The sequence below is a fragment of the Mycolicibacterium baixiangningiae genome, assembly GCF_016313185.1.
In the GTDB taxonomy this organism is placed as follows: Bacteria; Actinomycetota; Actinomycetes; order Mycobacteriales; family Mycobacteriaceae; genus Mycobacterium; species Mycobacterium baixiangningiae.
On the sequence record NZ_CP066218.1, the window covers coordinates 2,943,337 to 2,970,069 of the forward strand.

Genomic DNA, 26,733 nt, shown 5'->3' on the forward strand with positions numbered 1-26,733 from the left:
GCAAGAGAAGCAGCAGACACGAGGGTATTCATGGTGTTTCCCACATCCGTCATCCGTAGCCTGGCGCCCAGCGAACAGTGGTATGCCGAGAGCCAGACGTTCGGGGCGATCACGATCCAGCTGACGGGTTCGTTCGACCCGGATGCGATGTCCGACGCCTTCGATGCCCTGCTGCAGGCCCATCCGATCTTGTCCGGGCATCTGGAATCGGGTCCCGACGGCCGGTACGAGATCGTCACCGACGACCTGATGCATCCCGGGATATGGCTGCGTGAGCTCGGTGGTTCGGCGTCCGAGACGCCGCGGCCCGACCTCGATCCCGACGTATCGCTGATCAACCTCATGGTCCGGCCCGGTGAGGCGTGCGCCGAGGTGACCCTGTACGTCCACCACAGCGTCGCCGACGGCAACCATGCGGCCGCCCTGCTGTTCGAGCTGTTCTCCAGATACACCGACATGGTGTGCACGGGCCTACCCGGCCCGGCCGGTGTCGAACCCGCTCCGGAGTCGCTGGAGGCGCTGCTGAGTCAGCGTGGCATCCAGAAGATCCCGCGGTCCGGACTCGAGCGGTTCATGCCGGCGATGTTCGCCTACCCGCCGGCCACCCGGCCCGGCGCACCCACACCTCCTCCGAGTACCCCCACCCGGCCGGTGCCCGCTCCCACCGCCAGGGGGCGCCTGACCAAGGAGGAGACGACCGCCCTCGTCGAGTTCGGTCTCGGCCACCGGCTGTTCCTCAATCCCCTCGTCTCGGCGGCGATCCTGTTGGCCGAGTGGCGACTCCGGGGAACTCCCGACGTACCGGTCCCTTACGTCTACGTGGTCGACCTCCGAATGCTGCTCACTCCTCCGGTACCGGTGATGGGTGCGACGAACCCTCTCGGCATGGCCACCTACCTCGCCATGATCACCTCGAACACGACCTTGGCCGAACTCGGCCGCGACATCGCCGCCAACCTCGCCACCGACGTGGCCGAAGGTGTGGTCCAACAATCGATGTTGCACTTCAAACCGCAGTACGACGAGGGACAGCGCGGACTTCCGGACGTGGTGTCCTCCACGAACTTCGGCCGGACGCCCATCCTGCGCACCCCGCCCGAGTTGCACGTCGACGAGTGGCACACCGACATCTACCGGGCTTCTTCGGTCCTCGACATGTACTCCGTCGGCATCTTCGGTGAACGGCTCGCCGTTGAATACCACACGTACGCAACGGACCCGGAGCGATCCGTCGATCTCGTGCTCGAGATTCTTCGCGACGCGGGACGGAGAGGTCAGCGGTGAAGCATGACGGGACCGAAGGCGTAGCGGTGGTACTGCAGCGACCTGCGCACCGGTGGCACGACCCGCGTGAGGCGGCGCGCTACCCGGAACGCCCTGGACGCCCGGTGAAACGTGCTCCAGTCGAAGAACGAGACGGCGCAGAGCAACCGCAACCCCGGGACCTGGCTCAACACATCGCCGGGCCGGTTGACCGCCCAGTACAGTGTCGAGCCCGATCGCCGTACCAGCGTGTGGGTCTTCTGAGTCCTGATCCCGAACCAGTTGTAGAAATCGATCTGCAACTCCCCGGACGGGAAGCGGTCGACGATGCGCCGCAACAACGCCACCCCGTCGTGTTCGGTCAGGTACATGCTGATGCCCTCCGCAAGCACCAGCACCGGGCGGTCCGCGGGAATCCGGTCGAGCCAGGCGGGATCGGTCGCGGAGGCGGGCACCAGGTGGTACCGCGCGCGCGTCGGGTAGATCTTCTCCCGCAACGCGATGACGGCCGGATAGTCGAGGTCGTACCACTGCACACCCGGGCCCGGGTCGAGCCGGAAGACGCGGCTGTCGAGGCCGCAACCCATGTGCACCACCGTCGATTCCGGGTGGGCCGCGAGGAATTGAGCCGCCCAGAGGTCGTACTGGGCGGAGCGCACCGTCACCAGCGGTGCCCATCTGCGGGTGATACCCAGGTCGCTCCAGTCGTAGTCGAGTCGCCCGATCGCCTCCCTCGCATACCGGTCGCCCAGCACGGGCCGGTCGAAGTCGGCATCGAGCGCCTTGAGGTACAGGGTCGTGAGCATGGTCTGCGCCGCGCCGTGCAGGTCGACAGATGCCTTGTCGGTCATCCGTCTGACGCTAGCGTCCCCGCGGCACTCCCCGCGGGCGACTCGGCAAACACGTTACCGAATCCGACGCAAGGGACAGGACTTTCGTGATGGCAGATGCGACGGCGAGGCGGCCGAAGGTCCTGCTCGTCTATTACAGCTTCACCGGACAATCGCTCAAGGTACTCGAAGCGGCAGGCGAGGTCTTCGCCCAGCGCGGGTGCGAGGTGGACAAGGCCGCAATCGAACTCATCGACCCTCGATATGCGGAGCGATTCTCGCGCTTCCCGCTGCGACATGTGTGGCGGGACATGCTCAGCGTGCTCCCCGCACAAACCCGGCGCCGCACGGCTCAGATCCGGACTCCTGACGAGATCAGGGCCGGCGATTACGACCTCATCTGCATCGGGTCTCCAACGTGGTGGGACGCCGCGAGCCTACCGGTGCGCTCGTTCTTGATGTCTTCGGAGGCGCGAACTCTCCTCGACGGCAAGCCCTTCGCCGTCTTCGTGGTGTGCCGGCGGCTGTGGCGCGCCAACACCGATGAAGTCACGGACCTCGGACGGCACGCGGGCGGGCGGTTCGTCGGGGCGATCCACTTCGACTACCCGGGCAGCCAGCTGCGGTCCCTGCTGTCGATGACCAGCTATCTGGCGTCCGGTGAGTACCGCGACCGGTATCTCGGGCTGCGCATCCCGCAGACCAACATCGCACCGGAGCATCTGGACGAGGCGCGACAATTCGCCTCGACACTGGCAGACGACGTATTCGGCCCGCCGTCCCGCGACACCGCGCTGGACACCCACGCCGCAGAACAGCCCCATCAGTGATCTTTGAGAGGTGGACCCGTCATGTCGCGAAAGTTCGAGGTTTCCGTCGAATCCGCGGTCACCGTCGGCCAGGTCTTCTCCGCGTTCGCGGACAAGGACTACTGGCTGGCCCGGATCTCGGCATTCGGTGACAGCAATTCGCTCGATGCGCTTGTCGTCGACGCCGACGGCGCGGTCCGAGTGAGCGCCGTCCAAGACCTCACGCGTGAGCTGTTACCGACTGCGCTCGCGAGGTGGTATCCGAAGGATTTGACGGTCGTGCGTGCCGAAACATGGCGGTGGATCGACGGTTCCCGGGTCAGCGGGCAGATCAGCGTGGCGACGGACGGCGCGCCGGCATCGGGTCGCGGAACAGCTCTGCTGGTGCCCTCGGGTGACGGGGCACGCCTGGACTTCGCCGCCACCGTCGAGTTCAACGTCCCGTTGGTCGGAGGGAAGATCGAGAACTACCTGGCATCCCAGTTGGGCGACGGTATCCGACAGATCCAGCGATTCACCACCGACTGGGTCACGGGCCAGGTGTCCCCGAGCCGATAGGTACGAGGAGAGGAACACATGACCGACACCTCCGGGGCGGCGAGCACCGCGTACACCGCAGCGGGAGAGCTGACCGGCCTCGACATGCCGTTGATCGACGCGATGACGACGCAGCGGGCGATACGGCGAGTTCTTCCGGACCCGGTCGACGATGCGGTCGTGATGAAGTGCATCGAGTTGGCTCTGCGCGCACCCACCGGAGCCAATGGCCAGAACTGGGAGTTCATCGTCGTGCGTGACCGGCGCGTGAAAGCCAAACTCGCCAAACGCTATCGCCAAGCCTGGAAGGTCTATCACGGGGCGGTTCTCCGGCGCATCGCCGCCCGTGACGAGTCGATGGCGAAGACGGCGCGCGCCGTGCAATGGCAGGTCGACCACTTCGTCGAGGTTCCGGTGCTCGTGGTCGCGTGTCTGCGTCTGCAGGTCCGTGAGGGCCGAGTTCCGTTCGCTCTCATGCCTCATGCGGCGCTGTCGGGGTACTGGGGCTCGATCTATCCGAGCGTGCAGAATCTCCTGCTTGCCGCGCGTGCCATGGGATTGGGGGCGTCCCTGATCACCCTGCCGCTGTGGAGCCAGTTCTCGGCGCGGCGAATACTCGGGCTTCCGATGTCGGTGACACCGTGTTGTGTCGTGCCGCTCGGCTGGCCACGCGGACGTTACGGGCCGACCACCCGGAAGCCCGTCGAAGAGGTGATGCATCTCGACCGGTACGGCCATCGTCCGTGGCTGACGTCGTGACCGCGATCCGACGACATATTTGCTGGATACGCGCCATGTCGACGGGATTGCGCTTGCGCACGCAACCAGGATGTGTTCGCTGTGCGCGGCGAAAACTGCTCGTATACAACGATAGACTCAACGTGCGCGGTAGCTGGTCGCGCGTAATGCAAAGCAATCTGAGATTTTCCGGCAATTTAGCCACAAACATGCGATCGCCATCTGTACGGTCGGGTGGCAGTGACGATTCGCGCGGAGCAAGGGGGCGTTGGCATGCAGATTCCAGTGGGCGACAAGGGCACAGGACGGCACCGTCGAAATCCCGGCGGTGTCCGGCGTCCTCGTGAGGCGGCGCCGTCGCAGCGCTTCCGGCTCCGTCCCTACGTGACGTCGGGAGTCGTGATCGTCGCGTCGAGTGTCATCGCGGGCACCCCGGTCGCGCCGGCATCAGCGGCATCTGCGGAACGTTCCACCGCGACCGTGCCGGTCCGTCTCACCGCCGAATCCTCGATCGCCAACGTTCCTCTCAATCTCTTCTACGCGCTGGCCAACATCCCCTACAACCATGTCCAGGCGCTGGACAAGACAGCGCGGTCGCTGTTCTTCACGGGAAACTGGTTCGTCGGCAGCTCGACGAACATCTGGGGCTCCGACCCCGCCGACCCCGGGCATTGGGAGCTGGTGACCGATCTGCTCCTGCCGTTCCCGGCACTGTCCAACACCGCGGGCCATCAGATAGCCATGCTGGCGGCGGCGTGGCTGCCCGTCAACGAGGCCTGCGCCGCGATCACCTGCGACCCTCTGGTTCCGTTGAAGCCCATCACGGGCGTCACGTCGATCGACAAAACCCTCTGGACGATGGCGATCCTGTCCGGATATCCCTTCCCGCTCATCGAAAACCTCTTCCGGGTACCGGTTTCCGAGCTGTTGGCTGGCTATACCTTCGGCGACATCGTCAATCCCGCCGGCCCCGTCGAGGGTGGGTACGGCTGGGAAGGCACAGTGGAAGGTCCGAACGGCGTGCCGCTGATGCCCTGGTCGGGCGAAACCTTCAAATGGGATCCGAGTGAGCCGTGGGTGGACTTCTGGAACAGCCTGACTGCTACGCCGCCGCCCCCGGAGGAGGGAATCAAAATACCTACCCTCCAGAACATCTGGGACACCTGGGCCGCTGTGTATGCCGGTCTCGTCGTGAACTTCAATCCATACGTTCCGGGGAGCCCGTTCTGTCCAGGTGCGTGCGCGGTGCCGGATTCCTTGACGACCGAGTCGATCGTCCGGAACATCCTCGCGCTCTCTCCCGGAAACGACCTCATCGAGAAATGGCTGGCCGACACGGCCTTGGGCAAGGCCAACGGCCCGACCCAGGAGCAGATCGACGCCGCCATCGACACGCTGCAGCGGGACCTCGGGGTGTTCAAATTCGATGAGGAGACAACGTCGAGAATCAACGCGGCACTGGCCGATGTGCATCCTGTACTGCCCAGGATCGCCCTGCACAGCGGGCTGATGGGGGCGTTCGACGGGCCTGCGCTCCTGTCCGATATCGACGACCTGTTCGGTGGTTCCACCGGTGTGGAGTCCACACCGGAGCCGGTGAACATGCTGGCGGCCAACGAGTCTGAGCAGGAGGATGGCGAGGTCGAGGAGGACCGGCCGGTGGCATCGACCGACCCCGCCTCGACCGACCCCGCCTCGACCGACCCGTTATCAACCGATCCCGCATCGCCATCGGTCCTCGAGACGCCACAGGAGGCGACCGCTGAGCGCGGCCAGTCGATCGTGCCGGCCGGCAAGCCGGTGGACAAGCCAGGTGCCACACTGCCCACCGGCCCGCGGCACGCCAAGTTCGGTGACGAACTGGCCGATGCGGTCGACAAGACAGGGCAGTCGATCCGTGCCGGTATCTCCAAGATCACCGATGGTCTGAGGGGTCTCGACAACAAGCCGCGCCGCGACACGGGCGGTCGCGACGGGGCCGCCGGTGGCGAGGCAGAAGACAACGCGAGCACCGAAGACACGGACAAGAAGGGAAGTCGAACCGAGAAGCGCAGTATCACAGGGGATGCCGAGTCGGGCGCCCGCGACAACGAGACCGGCGACACGGGTGAGGACGCCGCTTGACCGCTCATGGGGATCACCACATCGACGCACTCATCGTGGGGGCCGGCTTCGGCGGCATCGGTGCGGCGATTCAGCTCGACCGGCTGGGCTACCGGGACATCGTCATCGTCGACCGAGAGGACGATCTCGGCGGGACGTGGCACGTCAACCGCTACCCCGGACTCGCGGTCGACGTGCCGTCCACCACGTATTCCTATTGGTTCGAACCGAACCCGTACTGGTCACGGCTCTATGCGCCCGGCGAGGAGCTGAAGCGCTACGCCGAACTCGTCGCGGACAAGTACGACGTGCGCCGCTTCATGCGGTTCAACACGACCGTCGAAAGCGCCCGCTGGGACGACGAGGCCGAGCTCTGGCGAGTGACGGTCGACAGCGGGGAGACGTTGAGCGCCCGTTACCTGATCGTCGCGACAGGATTCCTGTGCCAACCACGCACCCCGGACATCCCCGGGATCGAATCTTTCGCGGGGTGCATCATCCATGCCGCCGACTGGGATGACAGTCACTCGATCGCAGGACAGCGAACCGCGATCATCGGTACCGGATCAACCGGGGTGCAGCTGATTCCCGAGTTGGCGAAAGAGGCCGCCGAGTTGATCGTCTACCAGCGCACCCCGATCTGGGTACTACCCAAGATCGACTTCGGATTCGCACCCAGCGTGCGGCGCCTGTTCGCGAAGGTGCCGGCTGCTCAGCGGGTCGTGCGCTGGATGACCGACACCACCATGGATGTCGTGATGCTGATCGCGATGTGGAAGTTCCGCTATTTCAAGGGGCTGAACCGGGCGGCATCGGCCGTGGCGAAACTGCACCAGTTCTCGGTGATCCGTGACAAGGAGCTGCGTCGAAAGCTGACTCCGGACTACGACTACGGTTGCAAGCGGCCGACTCTGTCGAACTCCTACTACCGCACCTTCGCCCAGCCGCACGTGTGTCTGGAAACCGCCGGGATCGACCGGATCGAGCCCGACGGTATCGTCACCCTCGACGGCCGTGAACACCGCATCGACACACTCGTCCTGGCGACCGGCTTCGATGTGTGGGAGGCCAACCTTCCCGCGATCGAGGTGATCGGCCGCGATGGACGCAACCTGGGGAAGTGGTGGCGGGAGAACAGGTTCCAGGCTTACGAAGGTTTGTCGGTCCCGGGCTTCCCGAACTTCTTGAACTCCGCCAGTCCCTACGCGTGGGTCGGGCTCTCCTGGTTCAACACCGTCGAATACCAGATGCGGCACATGAACAGGTTGTTCGGCGAACTGCAGCGACGCGGAGCGCAGACGTTCGAAGTCACCGAGGAGGCCAACGCCCGATTCCTGGACCGGATGACCGAATTGCTCGAGGACTCTGTGTTCCTGCGGGGAAGCTGCGCGACCTCACGGTCGTACTGGTTCAACCACAGCGGTGAAGCGCCGCTGTTCCGGCCGACTTCGGCGCGAAGCGCTGTGAAGGCACAGGATCGCTTCCCGATGAGCGATTACGCGATCGCCTGACGGCGTGGGTGTTCGGTGATGGTGAGACCCATGGAGCAGAAGCTCGAAGTGATCGAGAAAGGCTGCGTGACTGACGCTCATCCCGTGCCGTTGTTGTTCGTCCACGGTGCCTGGCACGCCGCATGGTGCTGGAATGAGCACTTCCTCGGCTACTTCGCCGACCGGGGATATCACGCTGCGGCGTTGAGTTTTCGCGGGCATGGCGGCAGCGTCACCTCGCAGCCTCTACGTAGCTGTTCGATCGCGGACTACGTCGACGATGTGCGCTCCGCCGCCGACAGTCTGCTACGAAGCCCGGTGCTGATCGGCCATTCGATGGGCGGTCTCGTGGTGCAAAGGTACCTGGAAACACACCATGCTCCCGCCGGAGTGCTGATGGCATCCATGCCGCCCCAGGGCTACCTGCAGTCGGGTTTGCGCTGGATGAGAAGGCACCCATGGCATTTCACCAAGATTGCCCTGACCGGTAGATCCTTACCCTATGTCAGTACGCCGGAACTGGCGCGCGAGCGATTCTTCTCGACACATACGCCGGCATCTTCCGTCGCCGAATGTGCGACGCGGTTACAGGAGGAAAGCGCGCGGTCCGGCGTCGACGGCCTGTTCGTCCGGCCCCGCCCCCAACGGGTGACGACGGCACTGCTGGTTCTGGGGGCGAACGACGACGGTGCGGTGACGCGAGAAGAAGTGTGCGCGACGGCACGCGCATATGGCACCGAAGCGGAGTTCTTCCCCGACATGGGTCACAACATGATGCTCGAGACGGGATGGGCTGCGGTGGCCGAACGAATTCACACATGGCTCGGGACTCGTGGCCTGTGAGCACCAGACCGGTTGCACTGGTGACGGGCGCGACAGCCGGGATTGGCGAGGCTATCGCCCGCCGTCTCCAGAGCCGAGATCACGAGGTCATTGCGACGGGCCGCAATGAGCAGGCGCTCGATGCGCTGCGAGCACGCGGACTGTGCGCACGCAACCTCGATGTGACTGACCACGGCGCCGTGGCAGCGCTGGTCGAGGAGATCGACACGCGATTCGGCGGCGTTGACGTTCTGGTGAACAACGCGGGACTCGGATTCGCCAGCCCTCTCGAGCAAGCGGCAATGGGCGACCTACGAAGAATCCTCGAGACCAATGTGGTGGCCATGCTGAATCTCTGCCAAACCGTCCTCCCCGGTATGCGGTCGCGTCGAGCGGGCACGATCGTCAACATCGGCAGCACCGGCGGACGATTCACGACGCCCGGGGCCGGCGCCTACCACATCAGCAAGTACGGCGTTGAAGCCCTCTCGGATGCTCTACGAGCAGAAGTCGAGCGCTTCGGTGTACGAGTGATCCTGATCGAGCCGACTGGTGTACGGACGACGTTCGCCCAATCACAACTCGGCGCCACTCCGATCGACGAGGGCGACGACCCGTACGGGGAGTTCAAGCGGCGCTACGCCGAAATCACCGCGGAGCTGGCCAAAACCCCACTCGTTTCGGTCAGTGCGGACAAGGTGGCGCGCGTCGTGGTACGGGCGATCGAGGCGAAGCGACCCAGAGCGCGCTACGTCGTCGGCATGTCAGGCAAGGCGTCTGTCATCGCCCACTGTCTTCTGACTGACCGGATGTGGGATCGGGTGCTGTTGAAGAGGCTCAACCCGACGAGCTGAACTGCAGGCATGCTCGGTCGGCGCGAGGCGCACCCGCTACTGCGACGGCTCCGACTCGCTCTCCGAGGGTTCCTGTTCCGTCCCTTCGTCGGCCGTCTCGGTGGAGCCATCCTCGGATTCCGGAGAAATGGTGGGTGACGGCTTGTCCTCTTCCGGGTCGTGCTCACCGGTCAAGCGGCCCAGCGTCTTCTTCCAGATGGTGTTGTCGAAGGGGTGACCCGAAGGATGGGCCGCTGCCCTTCTGCCGAGTGGCATGCGGATCGCCGGTTCGTCCTGCTGCCGGATCGTCGTCGCCGCCCCGTCCGCTTCCTCGATGGTCTCCAGGGTGCCGGCGTCAGCGGATTCGGCCACCGTGGTCGGCTCCAGCGTCGGTTCGCCATCGACTGCGACTGAGAATGTGTCGGGACCAGGCTCGCTCTGAAGGTCTGCCGAACCCGGTTCGAGTTCCTCGGTTTCGACCCCCGACTGCACGGTGTCCACCTCGGCCTCGCTCACGGTCGAATCTGGGCCGAGCGGAGTACTGCTGATTCCCAAGACCCCCGGCTCCTCCGTATCCGATGCGAGACCCGTACCGAAGCCTTCGGCCAGCTTGTCGGCGCCGGTCATGGCCGCCAGCCGGAGGTCGTTGACGAACGTGACCGGATCCGGGAAGTAGAAGAAGTTGAAGGGTGTGGGCGTACCGGGACTCTTCGTGCGGTCATACCCCGCTTCGACGATGACCCGCAGTACCGGCTCCATCGAGTCCGCCAGCACCGGACCGACCCCAGGAATCGCCCTGAGCGGCATGAGAAGCGGCAAGGTTGGCGTCGGAAACATGTAATACGCTGTGTCCCCGTCGGTGCCTTGATAGACGGCGTCCGCCCAATCCAGGTCTCCATAGCCTGCGTGTAGGAACACCAGACCCGCATTCGCGTTCGCCACGGCGAGCCAATTCAGCGGATTGGTCGGGAAGTCTCCGGCCGCGTCGTACTGACGCACGATGTCGTAGGTCGTCGTCTGGCCGATATCCGCGCCCACCGTCTGGGTCGGCGTAGCGCCGAGGAACAGGCGTGTGTTGATACCGCCGTTGGGACGGCCCGGGTTTGCGAGCACCACGAAACCGACATCGGGGGATGCGCTCGGGTCATTCGCCCACTGCCTGTTGAGGTTGCGTTTGTAGATTGTCGCCGAGTACGCCCCCTGCGAGTACCCGAAGACGACGCTTCCGCTTTCGACGCTTGCCGGTGGGGTCGGCAGCAACGGCCAGTACACGATGTCCAGTGGCGGGATGGGTCCACTACCCGTTGTCGCGGTGATGTACCGCGTGGCCCACTCCGACTTCTCCTGGTCGCCGAACGGGTAGCCGAACGAGCCGGGCAGCATGTATGTCGTCGCCGTGAGTGCGTACATCGACGACGTAGTCGATGTCAGGGCGATCAGGATGGTGGCGAGGATCGTCAGTACCGCAATCCCGACGAATCGAACGGCGAGTCGCATCGCAGGCCCCAATCGGTATCTCGTTCTCGGCGGCGAAATCCGGGACCACTTGCTGGAATCGCCGTGATGTAGGGATTCTGCACCAAATCTCCTCCGAACCAACGTGGTTCGGTGGGTCTCTGGCGAAGTTCCTTGACGTTGTAAGGGTTTGCCAACCTTCACCCGGCGGTCGCTGGGTGAAGACTCAGTTGCGAGCGCGGCTGCTCAATCCTTGACGAGGCTGTACATGCGGTAGGAGATCTGCCCCTGTTGCAGTTCGCGGTAGATCTTCGATCCCGGCACACCGGCGAACAGTCGGCCGTACGGCCGAAGCAATGCAGGCAGATGGCGGTTGATGAGGTCGAGGGACTGCTGCGAATTCTTCTCCATGGCGAGCAGCACCTCTGTGTTGATGCATCTCTGGGAGAGCACCCGCATCGGCGCGTCGGCCAACGCGGCGTCCCAATCCGCGAACTGTTCGCCCCCTCTGAAGTCGGCGTAGAGAAAATGCCCGCCCGGGCGCAGTACCCGGGCCACTTCATCGAGGAAGCGCTCGAACCGGGGATACGCGTGGGAGGCTTCGACGTTGATCACAGCGTCGAATGATCCATCGGCGAACGGCAGGCTCTCTGCGTCGCCGTGCACGAAATCAAGCCCCGGCAGCGTATGCCGTCGCTGGCAGAAGGCGATGCCGTCCGGGTTGAAGTCCAGCCCGGTGTATGAGGCCGGGTGCAGCGTTCGCATCAGGTACGAGGCCCCTCCGCCGTGGCCACAGCTGATCTCCAGCACCTGCTTGCCGGCGATGTCGGCCTGCGTCGCGGTGCGGTGATAGTGCTGGATGCAGAACCGATTCGGTTCGTCGGAGGGCGTCAGCGGAAGAGCCATCGGCGGGTCCTCCTCATAGCCGTAATTGAGGAAGACGACGTCCTCGTCGTTGAGCCGACGCGTCACGAAGGGATACCAGAACCTGTTGGAGATCTTCTTGAACATCGCTGTGGTGCCGATGTGGCCGACCAGGTCCTTACGCGCGGCTGTCATACCGGCACTGTGCCAACCGGACACCCGCGGCGACGTCCCTTGCGACTCTCCGCCGCGACGGGTCACCGGGCGCCTCACCGGTTCTCCAGATGCCGGCTGTGGCCGTCCGCCCGCGATGCGACCGCCGCGTCAGTGAACGAATCGTGCGTTCGCCGGTAGACCATTATGCGTCCCCCTCGTCTCGGCCGTCGCACGACCCCGTGCGATTGGCGCCGCTCACCCGCGGCTTCGGTTGGTGCAAGTCGGAATTCACGCAGTAGCGTGCGTAGGGTCACATCCATCTCCATATTCGCGAACGCGGCTCCGATGCAGCGGTTGATGCCGCCGCCGAACGGAATCCAGGCAAAGGGTTTCGGGACGGCGGCGAGGTACCGGTCCGGGTTGAACGACGCAGCGTCGGGGAAACTCTCCTCTGACGAGTGAGCCAGCTGAATGCTGAAGATCACTGTGGTGTCTTCCGGGATCACCCAGTCTCCGAGCTGTATCCGCTTCTTGGTACGACGCAGGGAGCCCTCGACGACTGGTCGTGTGCGCTGCACTTCCCAGATCGTCGCCTGCCGCAGCGCGGATCCACCGGCGTCGACTTCGTCGGAGAGCCGGGTCAGCAGCTCCGGGTGCCGGCGCAACCGCTCCACCGCCCAGGCGAGCGATGCAGCGGTCGTCTCGTGGCCGGCACTGACCATGGTGAGCAGTTCGTCGGCGATGTCTCGATCTGTGATGGGCTCTCCGTCCGCGTAATGGCCCTGCAGCAGCAGGCCGAGCACGCCGCTGCGTCCCTCGGGGGCTGGTTTCGCCCGCGCTTCGGCGATCAGCGCATCGATGACAGCGTCGATCCGGCGCCGGTACTCCAGGAAACGCGTCCCAGGGCTCCAGGCGCCGAGGTCGCTCCGCACGAACGGGGGCAGCATGATGAGGTTCGAGCCGAGCGTGATCGCCGCCGGTACCAGACGGCGGAGCTCTTCGAGCGCGGGTCCCTCGGCACCGAACACGGTCCGCAGGATGGCGTTGAGGGTGATGCGCAGCATCGGTTGCAACGTTGCGAATTCCCGCCCCTGCGGCCAGTTCTGGATCTCTCGCATCACCTCCTCTTCGATCACGCGCTCATAGCCCGTGATCCGCTTGCCGTGAAACGCCGGATGCAGCAGTTTCCGGCGCGCGACGAGCTCATCGCCGGCGAGGCTGAACATCGAGCCGGGCCCGAGAACAGAACCGGTGTTGATCAATTCAGTCGGACGTTCGAGTAGGTCGGTGCTCGTGCCGAAGAGATCCTTGACCACCTCTGGATCATGAACCACCACTGTCCGACCGAAAACCGGGATATTCACGGTGATGGCGTTGCCGTACCGTCGGCCCAGCGCCGCGAACATGTCGTGCTTCGCGATCAAGAACCCAGCGCCCTGCAGGATCTTGGGCAGTCGTGGACCAGGGGGCATCCTCACCGGCTCACTCGTTGCCGTTGCCATACGGTCTCCTTCCGTACCGACCCCCGGGGAGTCGGCGAGTGGTGACAGATGTCCGGCGGCAACGTTGAGCATTCATCGGTGTCGGTCCGTGAACCGAAACTATGGCCGGATCAGCGAACGTTCTTTGCCGACGTATCGTCACGGTTCATGCGATCACGTAGTCGCTCAGCGGGAAGCGAGTTTGTTCTGTCACGGTGTTGTGGGTGCTGGTGGCCCGCAGGAACGTCTCGCCGCCCGGGCTGAAGTAATAAGACCGGGCGTTGGCGCAATCTCCCTGGTGGAGCACCGTATTGCGCTGTAGCTTGGTCATCCGGTCGAGGAATCGGGCGTTCGCGTCTTCCGTGACCTCGAACGTGGACGCGTTGCGACGCCGCAACTCGCCGAACAGTCGATCCATGTGCCGCATCTGGTATTCCATCGTATTGAAGAACGACAAGCTGAACGCATAGGGACTCGCCAGGTTCAAGAAGTTCGGGAAGTACGGTATCGACAACCCCTGGTACGCCTGGAAACCATTGGTGCGCCACCATTTACCGAGATTGCGGCCATCGCGGCCGATGATCTCCACGGCGGGGAAGTTGTCATCCCAGAGATTGAACCCGGTGGCCAGCACGAGCGTGTCGAGCGCGGTTCGTGTTCCGTCACATGCGACGATGCCGTCCGCTTCGACTCGCTCGATACCGGACGTCTGCAGGTGGACATGCGGCTTGGTGAACGTCCGGTAGTAGGAATTGGAATACGTGGGCCGCTTGCATCCGAACTCGTAATCCGGGGTGAGCTTGCGCCGGAGCTCCCTGTCGCGAACAGACGCGAACAGCAGGATCTTCGACAGATCGGTCGCCGCAACGTTGAGCCAACGGAACGAGCGATAGTGCAGCACGCCTAGCACGAACATGAGCTCGTACATCGAGTCCGTGAACAGCCGGAAGATCCGCTGGGTCAGCGGCACCTTGGCGAACATGCGCTGCAGAAATCCTGGGATCGCGAAGTCGTTCTTGGGCGCCACATAGATTGCGGTGCGCTGGAATACCGTCAGGTCGGCGACATTCTTGGCCAGCTCGGGGATGAGCTGTACCGCCGTCGCGCCGGTACCGACTATCCCGACGCGACGACCCGTGAGGTCATCGCCGTCGTCCCATGCGGCGGTATGGATGGTCCGGCCGCGGAAGTCCGCGAGGCCGGGGATATCCGGGGACTGTGGTTGCGACAGGAAGCCCGTCGCAGCGATGAGGAAGCGCGAGACGATGACCTCACCACCACGCAGCAGGACTCGCCAGACCTCCGCGTCCTCGTCCCAGCGCGCGCTGTCGACGGTGACGTCGAACCGCATGTGCCTGCGCACGTCGTACTTGTCGGCGACGTGGTCGGCGTACTTCTTGAGCTCGGCACCCGGCGCGAAGAGGCGCGACCAGTACGGGTTGGGTTCGAACCAGTAGCAATACGTGGGGGATGGGATGTCAACGGCGAGTCCTGGATAGCGGTTGACGTGCCATGTGCCGCCGAGATCACTACCCCGTTCCAAGATCGCGATGTTGTCGTAGCCCATTTTTCGGAGCTGGATCGCGGTACCGATTCCGCTGAAACCGGCCCCCACGATGACCACATCGAATTGCCCTCCGGTCATGATCCGACGGTACCTGTTCGAAGTGGCCGGCGTATCCTGTTTCGAATTCAGCCGTGTAGCTGCGACGCGAATATCATTGCGCTGTCAATTATTTCGGGCGTTGACACCGGGGCGTGGACCGCTGTCCGGCTGCTGCGCATCAGGACTCGGCGGAGCAAGATCTCGAATCCGCCTGAGCGGCAGCTTCGCCGCGCGCATCGACAGCGCCGGCGAGAGCCGCTCCAGGTACCAGAACACTTTCCACCAGGACGGGACGACGATGATCAAATCTCCACGCAGCACTGCCCGCACGGCGCGTTCGGCGAAGGCATCAGGGGCCATGGGACGCGAGAGTCCCCAGAACTTGAGGATCTCTTCGTCGCTGACACCAGTCATGCTTCGTCCGAATCTGCCGCCGGTGAGGATCGGAGTGCGGATCACTCCGGGACAGAGAACCGACACCTGTACGCCGTGCAATTCCGCCTCCAGCTGAAACGTTCGAGACAGCGCGACGACGGCATGCTTGGTGGCGGCGTAGCTGACCGACCCGGCGCTGGTGACGAGACCCGCGAATGAGGCGGTGTTCACGATGTGTCCGAAGCCCTGCCGGATCATCACCGGGTATACCGCCTGGATGCCATACACAACGCCGCGCAGGTTGACGTCCAGAACGGCGTTCCAGTCGTCGATCGAGAACGTGTCCACCTCACCGGAGATGGCTATGCCGGCATTGTTGAACAGGTAATCGATTCGTCCCGCCTGCCCGACCACCTCGGCGACGGCGCGCTCGAAGGCGGCGTGATCGCGCACATCGAGCTCTATGGCGTGCGCCCTTTCCCCGGCGCCGGCGTTCAAGCGTTGCGCCAACTCGTTCGCAGCCGAGACCTGTCGATCGGCGAGCCAGACCTCAGCACCCTTGTCGACCAGTTCGGTGGCCAGCGCGGCACCGATTCCTGATGCGCCACCCGTGACCAACGCGATCTTGCCCGATACGCCTGATGTCATTGCGGAAGAATAACTCTCACGATGTGACGTCACAGGAGATTGAGCTCACAACAGGGTGCCGTGTGGAGCCGGTCTCTGGGACCTCAGCCCTCTGCACGGATGTTCCCGGCGACCGAAGCGGAGTGATCAGCGCCGGCCATTCCCGATGTCCGCCGGTGAACGATGGCTCGGCCACCGCGTCCCGGCGCGATCGCCAGACCGCGATAGTGTCGGGGTTCGTCGGGTTCATCTGTTGGGCTGAAACGAAATTCGCGGAGGATGGTGCGCAGGCTCACATCCATCTCGAGGTTTGCGAGCGCGGCGCCGATGCAGCGGTTGACTCCGCCACCGAAAGGAATCCAGGACGAGGGCTTGGGGGCCGCGTCGAGGAAGCGGTCGGGGTTGAACGTCGACGCGTCCGCGAAGTTCTGTTCGAGGTTGTGGGCCAGTTGAATACTGATCACGAGTGTGGCGCCTTCGGGTATGACCCACTCCCCGAGGCTTATTCGCTTCCGGGTACGGCGCATCGTGGCATTGAGAACCGGTCGGGTGCGGAGCACCTCCCATATCGTGGCCTGTCGAAGGTCGGATCCGCCGGCGTCGACCTCGTCGGTCAGCCTGGACAGAAGGTGGGGGTTGCGCCGAATCCGTTCGACCGCCCAGGCCAACGCTGCCGCCGTGGTCTCGTGCCCCGCGGACACGAGAGTGAGAAGTTCGTCGGCGATGTGGCGATCCGAGATCGGTTCGCCGTTGTCGTAGCGCGCCTGCAACAGCAGCGCCAGCACGTCGCTGCGTTGATCGCATTCTGGATCGGCCCTCGCTTCGGCGATGAGTGAGTCGATGACCGCGTCGATGCGGCGTCGGTACTCCAGGAATCGTCCGCCGGGACTCCACCGCCCGAAGTCCCGCCTCACCACCGACGGAAGTGGAATGAGACGGGAGCCGAAAGTGACCGCGGGCGGGATCACGACTCGCAGTTCATCCAGCGCCGACCCTTCGGCACCGAACACGGCGCGCAGGATGGTGTTGAGGGTCAGGCGCATCATTGGTTGCAGCGTCTCGAACTCCGTGCCCTCCGGCCAGTCCGCCGTCTCACGCATCGTCTCTTCTTCGATGATGGCCTCGTAGCTCTTGACGCGCTTGCCGTGGAAAGCCGGCACCAGCACCTTGCGACGCTCGAGGTGTTCTGCGCCGTTCAAGCTGAACGTCGATCCGGGGCCGAAGACGCCGCCGAGATTGGTCGGCCTCTCGAGTAGTTCACCACTCGTGCTGAATACGTCCTTGACGAGAACCGGATCGCTGATCACCACGGTCTGGCCATAGATGGGCAGATTGACCGTGTACGTGCTGCCATACCGTCGGCCCAGCGCGGCTATCACATGGACCAGTGCTGAGAGAAGCGCGACGCCCTGCAGGAGCTTGGGCGCGCTTGGTCCCGGCGGAAGGCGTACCGGGTCGGACGTTTCCGTTGCCATGTTGCGATTCCCTCCGGGCAGTTGCACAACCGTATCTAGGAATGGCGTGCCCATGGAGTCGATCGAGAACATGCGCTCGGTTGTCGTTGCCTCCGCAAGTTGGCGATCAGATCGCGTTGGCTCGTGCATGAACTGGTGTGAGCACGGCTATCCACGCGGCGAATCCACTCGGGAAACTGCGGATGCATGCGGTTTGTGCCGGCCGCACTTCCTGAACGCGCGAAGACGCGGCGAGCGCTGGCATATTCTTTGCCAAGGTAACTAGCTGGGTGCGGTATGAGCGGCACAGCCGCCGATCGGTTCTCGGCGGACTGTGCGAGATTCGGTGTTGCTGGAGATGCTGGTGGCTAATGTGTGCGCCATGGCAGATGGTTCCGGTTGCGGCGAGGTGACGAGGTGATGCTGAGCGTCGACGGGCTGACTCCGATCGAGCGGACAGCGCTTCTCACCCTCTACGCGCGTGCGCGGGAAAGTCGACGAAGCCCAGCGATCCTGACCGACAGTGAAGCCGGTGGTTTGGTGGAACGACTCGAGTACGATTTCGACGCCCTGCAGGTGAGCGCCAGCGTCCGGTGCCCGGTGGCTTTACGCACCAAAATGCTCGATGCACGGGTGCGCACATTCATCTCCGAGCACCGCAACGCCGTCGTCGTCGATCTGGGTGCCGGCCTCGATCACCGGATCATGCGTGTCCGCCCGCCTGCCACCGTGGACTGGTTCAACGTCGACCTCCCGGGCATCAGCGCATTGCGCGCGGCCGGGCTGGCCGCCCTCGCAACGGAACATGCGATCGTGGCGAGGATCGATGGTCCGGCCTGGGCGGATACCATCCCCGCGGATCGGCCTGCGATCCTCGTCGCCGACGGCTTGACAGGCTTCCTCAGTGAATCGATCATCATCCGGCTGTTGCGGTCAGTGACCGATCACTTCCAGTCCGGTGAGATCGTCTTCAACGACTACGGGCGCGTCGGATGGATGAGCCGGACAGCCATGAGACTTGCCCCGCAAGGCAGCGTGAAGGCTTTCGGCCCGAATTGGAGCAACGCCGGCTTCGCGGACGCCCACCGACCAGAAACGTGGAACCCGCGACTCACGCTGGTCGAGGAGACCAGCCTGTTCTTTGCCGACGAGGTCGCGTTGTTCCCGTTACACCTGCGAGTTACCGCCCGTATCGCCGGACACGTTCCCGCCCTGGCGCGGCGAGCACGAATTCTGCGCTATCAGTTCTGACCGCCGTCGAAGCCCCCGGGCGATCAGCGCAGCAGCTGGGTGATCGCCGCGGCAAGCTCCGGCGAATCCGACGTCGCGAGATTCTGGTACTGACCCCGGGTGGTCCTGGCGACGGCCTCCCACGTCCCGCGGTCGGAGTCGTCGCCGAAGTCGACGACGTTGACGGCCACCGGCCGGGCGGGGTCGAACGCGTCGCGGATGAATGCCTCGAGTCCCTGGCCGTCCAGCGTTCGGTCCGTGTGCGGTCCCTGAGTGATCACTAGCACCGAGTTGGGTTGTCCTGCACGGAATTTAGCGAGTGCGTCATTGTAGACCAGCCGCAGCGTGGTGAACGACACCGCGCCACCGGAGGTAGACGAGAGCGAATCGAGAGTCGAGGTCAGTGCGGCAGAACGCGGTTGGCCGCCGACGGGTTCGGACAGCGGACCGGTGGGCACCTGCGATGAGCCCGATGCGCCATCGAACGTCCACAGCCCCAGCGCCGTCGTCGGCGGCAGTGCCTCCACCCGCGGGATGAGTGCGTTGACGACGTTGCCCATCCTCGAGTTGGCGCCCTCCTGGGCGGGCATGGACAGATCCAGCATGATCGTCGCGGTCGAGGCCTGCGCCGGGGACGTCAGCGCGTCGGCCAGCTTCACCCGGGTCGCATCGTCGCCGACGGACAGCGGAGTCCCCAGCTTCGGGTAGTCGGTGACCTCGCTCGGCGGGGGTGTGCCGCCCTCGGTGCGGAAACCGGCCTTGGCCAGTTCGGTGAGGCGTTCGGGCTCACGCATGAACCGGGCGAACTCGCTGGCGGCGGTGACCTGTTCGCGTTCGAGCCAGTCACCCGACAGCAGCACCGTGGGGTAGTCGGCGGTCGCGACCGGGCCCGGCGGCAACCACGAGGTGAGTGTCGATGTGGCGTTGGGCAGCGCCGCGGCACGGGCCACCACCTGTTGTTCGGTGGTGGCCACCGCGTGCACCGGAGCCGTCGCCGGATTGCCGGACCCCAGCAGCGCCTCCATGGCGGCGTCGGCGGTGTCGGCGCGCAGGTCGGGTGCGCCCGCGGCCAGTGTGTTGATCGCACCGACCCCGTCGGTCGCCGGGGCGCCTGCAGGGGCTGCCGCGGCGGCGACGGCCTCGGCCGCCAGATAGGACGCGTCGGCGTTGCCGCTGCGGGGCAGCGCGAGCCGCAACGGGCCCCACCCTGGCAGGCCCAGTGCGTCGAGCGCCGTCGGGTTGGTCTGCAGACCGGGCAGCGTGCGCCAGTTCTGCCGGGCCAGCGCAGGTTTGAGCTCTGGGCGCACGGCGAGCACCACGGGCGAGCTGACGAGGGTGCGGGAGTCGCTGACGGTCTTCTGGTCGGTGGCCGCCTCGAGTCGGGCCGCCGAGACACCGCTCGCCGGGATCCACAGCGCCGGGCGCTCGCCGAGGTCTGCGGGCCAGTTATCGCCGAAGCCGGCGATGACCTGCTGCGAACCGGCCGGCTTCACGCCGACTCTCACACAGCGGTCACCGACGGGGGCCGCGCTCTCGTTGTACTGATCGGCCAGTCCCTGGATGGAGTCGGCGATCGACGGGTCGGCCAGCACGGGCACGTCGAGATTGCCGTCGACGCAGCGGGCGGAGGCGGCGTCGCTGCGGTGGGACAGGGCATCACCGAAGAAGCGCCACAGGATCACCCCGCCGACCACCACGACGACGGTGACGAGCGCCGCGATGACACCGAGGCTGATACCGCGCCGCCCCGGCGTCACCGCGCGATGGCTGCCGGTCCACTCGCCGCCGTCCCACCCGCCACCGTGGGCAGGTCCGGCCGGGCCGGCGGGCGGCGGCGGACCGGCGGCTGGTGGACGGTCGTCACGGTCACCGGGACGGTCGTCGGCGTAATCGTCCGCATAGTCGTCGGTGTAGTGGTCCGCGCCGTCGTAGCCGCCGTCGTAGTCGCCGTCGTAGCCACCCGCCGCGAAGATGTCGGTGCGGTCGTCAGCGGTCTGCTCGTGCCCGGGGTCGTCTGAACCCGGGCGCACCGCGGGGAACTCCCCGCTGTGCCGTCCGGACTCATCGAACCCGGAGCCGTAACCGCCGTCGCCGGTCCCGTCGTTCGGGACACCGGCGTCACCGTCGGAATCCTCGGGATCGGGAATGCTGTGCCTACCCACTCCTGCCCCCGTACTCGCGTCGTCGCTCGTTCATCGCTGGGTCATCGCCGCTCTGCCATCCGCGCCCCGGGCAGTCTAGTCGCCCGCCCGCGGCACCTCAGGCGCCGGCAACGCCGGCTTTGTACTCGCGCCGGCGCCGGTGCAGGATCGGCTCGGTGTACCCGTTCGGTTGAGCCCCGCCGGCGAGAATCAGTTCCTGCGCCGCCTGGAAGGCAATGCTGGAATCCGGATCGGTGGCCATCGGCTTGAAGTCGGGATCCGAGGCGTTCTGCTCGTCAACCACCGCGGCCATCCGTCGCAGGCTGGTCTTGACGTCGTCCTCCGTGATGACGCCGTGGCGCAGCCAGTTGGCCAGCAGCTGGCTGGAGATCCGCAGCGTAGCCCGGTCCTCCATCAGTGCGACGTCGTGGATGTCGGGCACCTTCGAGCAGCCGACACCGGCGTCGATCCAGCGCACCACGTAGCCGAGGATCGACTGGCAGTTGTTGTCGACCTCCTCGCGGATTTCCTCGGGCGCCCACGCCAGCTCCTTGGCCAGCGGGATGGTGAGCAGATCGTCGATGCCGGCGCGCTGCTTGCCCTCGAGTTCGCGGTGCACCGCGTACACGTCGACCTGGTGATAGTGCATCGCGTGCAGCGTGGCCGCGGTCGGCGAGGGCACCCACGCGGTGGTGGCGCCGGCTTTGGGCTGGCCGATCTTCTGCTCGACCATGTCGGCCATCAGGTCGGTCATGGCCCACATGCCCTTGCCGATCTGCGCCCTACCGGACAGTCCGGTCGCCAGACCGATGTCGACGTTTTGATCCTCGTAAGCCTTGATCCAGGGCTGGCTCTTCATCGCGCCCTTGCGGATCATCGGGCCGGCCTCCATCGACGTGTGGATCTCGTCGCCGGTGCGGTCCAGGAAGCCGGTGTTGATGAACGCCACCCGATCCGCGGCGGCTTTGATGCACGCCTTGAGGTTCACCGTCGTGCGCCGCTCCTCGTCCATGATGCCGACCTTGAGCGTGTTCTGCGGCAACCCGAGCACATCCTCGACCCGACTGAACAGGTCGGCGGTGAATGCCACCTCGTCGGGCCCGTGCATCTTGGGCTTTACGATGTACACCGATCCGGTGCGGCTGTTGCGCAGCGGCCCGTTCTTCTCGCTCTCCGTCAGCCCGTGGGAGGCGATCAACCCGGTGAACAGCGCGTCCTGGATGCCCTCGAACACCTCGTTACCGTCCGCGTCGATGATCGCGTCGTTGGTCATCAGGTGACCGACGTTGCGCACGAACAGCAGGCTGCGGCCGGGCAGCGTGAGCTCACCGCCGTCAGGCGCGGTGTAGGTGCGATCGGCATTGAGCACGCGGGTGAAAGTCTTGCCGCCCTTGCTCACGTCTTCGCTGAGGTCGCCGCGGTTGAGGCCCAGCCAGTTGCGGTAGCCGAGCACCTTGTCCTCGGCGTCGACCGCAGCCACCGAATCCTCGAAATCCATGATCGTGGTCACAGCGGACTCGAGCACCACATCCTTGACCCCGGCCTCGTCGGTCGAGCCGACGGGCGAGTCGGGGTCGATGAGGATCTCGATGTGCAGCCCGTTGTTGCGCAACACGATCGACCACTGCGGCGAGCCGAGTTCGCCGGTGTAGCCGACAAACTGCTCGGGCCGGGCGAGACCGGTGGACAGATCGTCGCCCAAGGTGACGAGCACCTGTCCGTCTTCGATCTTGAATCCGGCGGCTTCACTCCAACTACCCGACGCCAACGGCGCAGCGCTGTCAAGGAATTGGCGGGCGTAGGCGATCACCTTGTCGCCACGGACCCGGTTGTATCCCGACCCCTTCTCGGCGCCGTCCTCCTCGCTGATGACGTCGGTCCCGTAGAGCGCGTCGTAGAGCGAACCCCACCGCGCGTTGGCGGCGTTGAGCGCGAAGCGGGCATTGAGCACGGGCACCACCAGCTGCGGACCGGCGGTCGTGGCGATCTCGGCGTCGACGTTGGTGGTGCCGATCGTGAAGTCGCCCGGATCCGGCTGCAGGTAACCGATGTCGATGAGAAACCGCTTGTACTCGTCGGCGTCGTGCGGGCCGATCGCGCGCTGACGGTGCCACTTGTCGAGCTGCGCCTGCAGCTCATCGCGGCGCGCGAGCAGTTCCTGGTTACGCGGTGTGAGATCGGCGACGACCTTGTCGACGCCCGACCAGAAGCTGTCCGGATCGAGGTCCGTGCCGGGCAGCGCCTCATTGGTGATGAAGTCGTAGAGCACCCGAGCCACGCGCAGGTTACCCACCGTCACGCGATCAGTCATCGTCTTCCTCCTCGGCCGATCTCACGCGCGCCATCCGGCACGCCGCCGTCGATCCAGCTTACCCATGGGTAAGGTCGGCGAATCCAACGCGCACCGTCGCCGCGCCGTCCGTATCCAATGCGATGCGTAACGCGTCACATCGGGCCGCCAGTGTGGCGCGCAGCGAGGCGGCTCGGTCGGCGATGTCCTGCTGAGCCCTGACGTATTCGGCCCGCCCTGCCGGGGTTTCGATCGCGATGGCCTCGAATCCGTACCCGCGCAGGTCATATGGGCTCGCGCACATGTCGAGCAACCGGGCGTCAGCGGCCAGTTCCAGACACTCGAGCACCAGGTCCGACGCCACGAGCGGTGCGAGTTTGTAGGCCCACTTGTACAGATCCATGGCTGCGTGCAGGCAGCCCGGCTGCTCGGTGGCCAGCTGGCGGTCCCGGCTCAACGATTCGACATTGCGGCCGACCGCGGCTTCGGTGAAAAACCGATAAGCGTCGAAGTGGCTGCAGCGCAACGACATCGACTCAACCACCGCATCGGTCCCGGCATGCCCGAGGCGTAGCGGCACTGCGTCGTGACGGGTATCGGGGGAGCGGTACACCATTGCCCACTCGTGCAGTCCGAAGCAGTTGAGCCGTGCCGGCCGGGTGGCGGTGGCGTGCAGCAACCCGGCCACGAAGCCCACGGTGTCGGCGCGGGCACCGAGGTGCTCCGCGGTCACCGTGACGCCGTCGGCCACTTCGCCGTAGCCGGCGCGGCCCAGGTAGCGGCGGGCCGCAGCCCCTCCGAGCACCACGCCGAACCCTGGATGCCAGCACCTCAGCTGGCGTGGGCGCAGGCTGTAGTAGGTGAACAGGAAGTCCCACACGGGGTGCGGCCGGCCGGCGCGGCGCCGCGCCAGGTGCGGCGCGCAGAAGGAGTCCACCCGAACGCGGTGGGTGTCTTCGCGCGACACCCAGACCGACTCATCGAGGAACTCGGTCATCACCGCCGGTGGGTTCCGTCGCGCACGGTGCCGACGAGATCCTCGACGAGGTCCTCGAGGGCGACCATCGCGGTGATCGCCCCGTCGGAGGTGACCAGCGCGAGGTGGCTGTTCGTGCGGCGCAGCCGGGACAGCGCATCGGGCAGCGGCAGCGACGCGGGGAGTTGCGGCAGGGGACGCACCATCGACCGGTCCAGCACCGCATCGGGGTCGTCGACCAGCGGCAGCACGTCCTTGATGTGCAGATAGCCGAGGTACTGCCCGGACGGTGCGGTCACCGGGAAGCGGGAATAGCCCGTCTCGGTCAGCGCCCGCTCGACCGCCCCGGCAGTGGGTCCAAGGCCCAGGGCGGACGCCGGGATGGCGTGGATGGTGTCCAGCGGCATCGCGACGTCTTTGACCGTCCTGTTGCGGATCTGCAGGGCGCGGGTCAGCCGGGTGTGCTCCTCGGGATCGAGCAGACCTTCGGACACCGATTCGGCGATCATCTCGGACAGCTCGACCGTGGACACGTTGAGGGCGAGCTCGTCCTTCGGCTCCACCCCGAACGCGCGCAGCGTCGCGTTCGCGCACCAGTTGTAGAACGCGATGAGCGGTCGTGCCGCCCGGATGTAGACGAGGTACATCGGGATCAGCAGCATCGCCGCCGACTCCGGCCCGGCGATCGCGATGTTCTTCGGCACCATCTCGCCGAGCAGCACGTGCAGCGTGACCACCACGCTCAGCGCCACCACGAACGCGACAGTGTGCAACACGGCATCCGGGATGCCGAGCAGCCCGAACGGTTTCTCCAGGAGATGCGCCACGGCCGGTTCGCCGACGCGGCCCAGCAGGATCGAGCAGATCGTGATGCCCAACTGGGAACCGGCGAGCATCAGCGAGAGGTTCTCACCGGCCCGAATGACCGTCACCGCGCTCTTCTTGCCCTGTTCGGCCAGGGCTTCGAGCCGGTCGCGGCGTGCCGAGATCAGCGCGAACTCGGAGGCGACGAAGAACGCGTTGGCCGCCAGGAGCAGCACGGTCAGCAGGACCCCGAACAGATCGCCACCCATCAGCGGTTCTCCTCCGGCTTGGTGTCGGTTTCGTCATCGGACTCGGTGTCGCCGCGTCGCCCGAGTTCGGTGAGTTCGAGAAGGTCGATACGCCGCCCGTCCATCTGGACGACCTCGGCCCGCCAGCGGATCGGATCCTCCAGCGGCCCGTCCGGATCGAACGCGGTCAGTTCGACGGAGTCACCCACCTCGGGGATGTGCCCGAGTTCCTGCAGCACCAGTCCGCCGATGGTCTCGTACTCCCCTTCGGGGGCACGGAAACCGGTGCCGGTGGCCACCTCGTCGATCCGGAGCAGACCCGACACCTGCCAGCCCTGCCCGGCTGCGACCACATCGGGGGTGGCGTCGTCGTGCTCGTCACGGACGTCTCCGACGATCTCCTCGATCAGGTCCTCGACGGTCACCATGCCCGCGGTGCCGCCGTACTCGTCGACCACGAGCGCGGTCTGCAGCCCGTTGGCACGGATCTGGGTCATCACCGCATCGCCGTCGAGTGTCGAGGGCACGGTCGCGACCGGGATGGCGATCGCCGCGAGGCGGGTCCGCTCGCGGTCACCGCGCGGCACCGCGAACACCTGCTTGACGTGCACGACGCCGATGGTCGCGTCGAGGTCACCTTCGACGATGGGAAAGCGCGAGTAGCCGGTCTCGATCGCCGCGGCGATGAGGTCGGCGACGGTGTCGTCGGCCTGCAGCGCCTCGATCTCGGTGCGCGGCGTCATCAACTCCTCAGCGGTCCGCTCGCCGAACTGCAGCGACCGGTCCACCAACACGGCGGTCACCGGATCGAGTGAGCCACTGCGGGCGGAGTTCCGCACCAGCGAGATCAGCTCCTGGACCGAGCGCGCCGATCGCAGTTCCTCGGCCGGCTCGATACCCAGCCGGCGAAGGATCCAGTTCGCGGTGCCGTTGGTCAACCGGATCAGTGGTGTGAAGATCGTGGAGAAGAGCAGTTGCGGAGGGGCCGAGGCGCGTGCGGTGGGAGCGGGGTGGGCGACCGCGAGGTTCTTCGGGACGAGTTCGCCGAAGACCATCGACACCGAGGTGGCGATGAGGATCGCCAGGAACAGGGCGACACCGCTCGCGGCCTGCTCCGGCAGGCCGATCGCGTCGAGGCCCGGATACAGCAGCCGTGCCACCACCGGTTCGGCCAGATAGCCCGTGGCCAGCGTGGTGATCGAGATGCCCACCTGGGCGCCCGAGAGCTGGAACGACAGGGTGCGATGGGCGCGACGCACGAGTTGGTCGCGGCGGTTGCCACTGCGTGCATTCGCCTCGACGGTGCTGCGTTCGAGCGCTGTGAGGGAGAACTCAGCGGCGACGAAGACCGCGGTGCCCGCGGTCAACACCACGATCGCCAGCAGCGAGAGCAGGGTGTAGGCGACGCTCATCGCGTTCTCACCGTTGAGCCGGTCCGTGAGCCCGGCCGGCTAGGGGAGGGTTCGGCGTCGGGTGGTTCGGTGGACGGGTTCTCTGCCAGGCAGGCCTCCGGTGCACACCGGGCCTCGGCGGGTGCCTGCGGCACGTGATCCCTTCCTCGGTCGGACGGCGGACGTCAACAGATGACGGCGCGAATGCCC

21 protein-coding genes are annotated in these 26,733 nt (G+C 65.6%); 9 read left to right on the forward strand and 12 right to left on the reverse strand.

The window, feature by feature from the left end; genetic code table 11:
- The first annotated feature begins 30 nt into the window (after positions 1–30).
- Positions 31–1,284, forward strand: coding sequence for a phthiocerol/phthiodiolone dimycocerosyl transferase family protein (locus tag I7X18_RS13670; RefSeq protein ID WP_193048143.1), 1,254 nt, complete (start codon positions 31–33; stop codon positions 1,282–1,284).
- Here the strand turns inward: I7X18_RS13670 and I7X18_RS13675 are convergent.
- Complete coding sequence (locus I7X18_RS13675; protein WP_193048142.1) at positions 1,275–2,114, reverse strand: class I SAM-dependent methyltransferase; 840 nt, start codon at positions 2,112–2,114, stop codon at positions 1,275–1,277. The two genes, I7X18_RS13670 and I7X18_RS13675, sit on opposite strands and share 10 nt — an antisense overlap.
- 89 nt (positions 2,115–2,203) lie before the next feature.
- On the opposite strand from I7X18_RS13675, the gene I7X18_RS13680 reads away from it, so the two are divergent.
- From I7X18_RS13680 to I7X18_RS13710, 7 genes are all read left to right on the forward strand, one after another.
- On the forward strand, positions 2,204–2,923 hold the full coding sequence (locus tag I7X18_RS13680) for a flavodoxin family protein (RefSeq protein WP_193048141.1): 720 nt from the start codon (positions 2,204–2,206) through the stop codon (positions 2,921–2,923).
- 21 nt (positions 2,924–2,944) lie between these two features.
- Positions 2,945–3,460: a DUF2505 domain-containing protein gene (locus I7X18_RS13685; RefSeq protein ID WP_193048140.1), complete on the forward strand. Its 516-nt coding sequence runs from the start codon at positions 2,945–2,947 to the stop codon at positions 3,458–3,460.
- An 18-nt stretch (positions 3,461–3,478) separates the two neighbouring features.
- Entirely contained in the window at positions 3,479–4,198 is a 720-nt protein-coding gene (locus I7X18_RS13690) for a nitroreductase family protein (RefSeq protein ID WP_226864324.1), read from the forward strand.
- A 219-nt stretch (positions 4,199–4,417) separates the two neighbouring features.
- On the forward strand, positions 4,418–6,301 hold the full coding sequence (locus I7X18_RS13695) for a hypothetical protein (protein WP_193048139.1): 1,884 nt from the start codon (positions 4,418–4,420) through the stop codon (positions 6,299–6,301).
- Complete coding sequence (locus I7X18_RS13700) at positions 6,298–7,791, forward strand: flavin-containing monooxygenase (RefSeq protein WP_226864322.1); 1,494 nt, start codon at positions 6,298–6,300, stop codon at positions 7,789–7,791. Before I7X18_RS13695 ends, I7X18_RS13700 begins: the two co-directional genes overlap by 4 nt.
- A gap of 30 nt (positions 7,792–7,821) precedes the next feature.
- A complete protein-coding gene (locus I7X18_RS13705; protein ID WP_193048138.1) occupies positions 7,822–8,613 on the forward strand; it encodes an alpha/beta hydrolase in 792 nt (263 codons plus the stop codon).
- On the forward strand, positions 8,589–9,446 hold the full coding sequence (locus I7X18_RS13710; protein ID WP_226864372.1) for an SDR family NAD(P)-dependent oxidoreductase: 858 nt from the start codon (positions 8,589–8,591) through the stop codon (positions 9,444–9,446). Before I7X18_RS13705 ends, I7X18_RS13710 begins: the two co-directional genes overlap by 25 nt.
- Positions 9,447–9,482: 36 nt before the next feature.
- On the opposite strand, the gene I7X18_RS13715 is transcribed toward I7X18_RS13710, so the two are convergent.
- The 6 genes from I7X18_RS13715 to I7X18_RS13740 form a co-directional block, all read right to left on the reverse strand.
- On the reverse strand, positions 9,483–10,922 hold the full coding sequence (locus I7X18_RS13715; RefSeq protein WP_226864321.1) for a PE-PPE domain-containing protein: 1,440 nt from the start codon (positions 10,920–10,922) through the stop codon (positions 9,483–9,485).
- Between the two features lie 204 nt (positions 10,923–11,126).
- Positions 11,127–11,939, reverse strand: a complete 813-nt coding sequence (locus I7X18_RS13720; protein WP_193048137.1) for a phthiotriol/phenolphthiotriol dimycocerosates methyltransferase — start codon at positions 11,937–11,939, stop codon at positions 11,127–11,129.
- Positions 11,940–12,013: 74 nt separating this feature from the next.
- Positions 12,014–13,402: a cytochrome P450 gene (locus I7X18_RS13725; protein ID WP_193048136.1), complete on the reverse strand. Its 1,389-nt coding sequence runs from the start codon at positions 13,400–13,402 to the stop codon at positions 12,014–12,016.
- Between the two features lie 145 nt (positions 13,403–13,547).
- Positions 13,548–15,026: a flavin-containing monooxygenase gene (locus tag I7X18_RS13730; protein WP_193048135.1), complete on the reverse strand. Its 1,479-nt coding sequence runs from the start codon at positions 15,024–15,026 to the stop codon at positions 13,548–13,550.
- A gap of 84 nt (positions 15,027–15,110) precedes the next feature.
- A complete protein-coding gene (locus I7X18_RS13735; protein ID WP_193048134.1) occupies positions 15,111–16,010 on the reverse strand; it encodes an SDR family NAD(P)-dependent oxidoreductase in 900 nt (299 codons plus the stop codon).
- Positions 16,011–16,093: 83 nt separating this feature from the next.
- Positions 16,094–17,464 carry a cytochrome P450 gene (locus I7X18_RS13740; RefSeq protein ID WP_193048171.1) on the reverse strand — a complete coding sequence of 457 codons (1,371 nt, stop codon included), beginning with the start codon at positions 17,462–17,464 and terminating at the stop codon, positions 16,094–16,096.
- A 399-nt stretch (positions 17,465–17,863) separates the two neighbouring features.
- Between I7X18_RS13740 and I7X18_RS13745 the strand changes: the two genes are divergently transcribed.
- Positions 17,864–18,694: a class I SAM-dependent methyltransferase gene (locus I7X18_RS13745; RefSeq protein WP_193048133.1), complete on the forward strand. Its 831-nt coding sequence runs from the start codon at positions 17,864–17,866 to the stop codon at positions 18,692–18,694.
- A 23-nt stretch (positions 18,695–18,717) separates the two neighbouring features.
- Here the strand turns inward: I7X18_RS13745 and I7X18_RS13750 are convergent, their stop codons facing one another.
- The 5 genes from I7X18_RS13750 to I7X18_RS13770 form a co-directional block, all read right to left on the reverse strand.
- Complete coding sequence (locus I7X18_RS13750; RefSeq protein WP_193048132.1) at positions 18,718–20,835, reverse strand: hypothetical protein; 2,118 nt, start codon at positions 20,833–20,835, stop codon at positions 18,718–18,720.
- Between the two features lie 97 nt (positions 20,836–20,932).
- The gene (locus I7X18_RS13755; RefSeq protein WP_193048131.1) at positions 20,933–23,125 is read right to left on the reverse strand and encodes a malate synthase G; all 2,193 of its coding nucleotides are present in this window, start codon (positions 23,123–23,125) and stop codon (positions 20,933–20,935) included.
- 58 nt (positions 23,126–23,183) lie between these two features.
- Positions 23,184–24,101, reverse strand: coding sequence for a 3-methyladenine DNA glycosylase (locus tag I7X18_RS13760; protein WP_193048130.1), 918 nt, complete (start codon positions 24,099–24,101; stop codon positions 23,184–23,186).
- Positions 24,101–25,153, reverse strand: coding sequence for a hemolysin family protein (locus I7X18_RS13765; protein WP_193048129.1), 1,053 nt, complete (start codon positions 25,151–25,153; stop codon positions 24,101–24,103). Before I7X18_RS13765 ends, I7X18_RS13760 begins: the two co-directional genes overlap by 1 nt.
- Positions 25,153–26,544 (reverse strand): hemolysin family protein, encoded by a 1,392-nt coding sequence (locus I7X18_RS13770; protein ID WP_193048128.1) that lies wholly within the window; start codon positions 26,542–26,544, stop codon positions 25,153–25,155. The genes I7X18_RS13765 and I7X18_RS13770 overlap by 1 nt, the downstream gene beginning before the upstream one ends.
- Positions 26,545–26,733 lie beyond the last annotated feature (189 nt).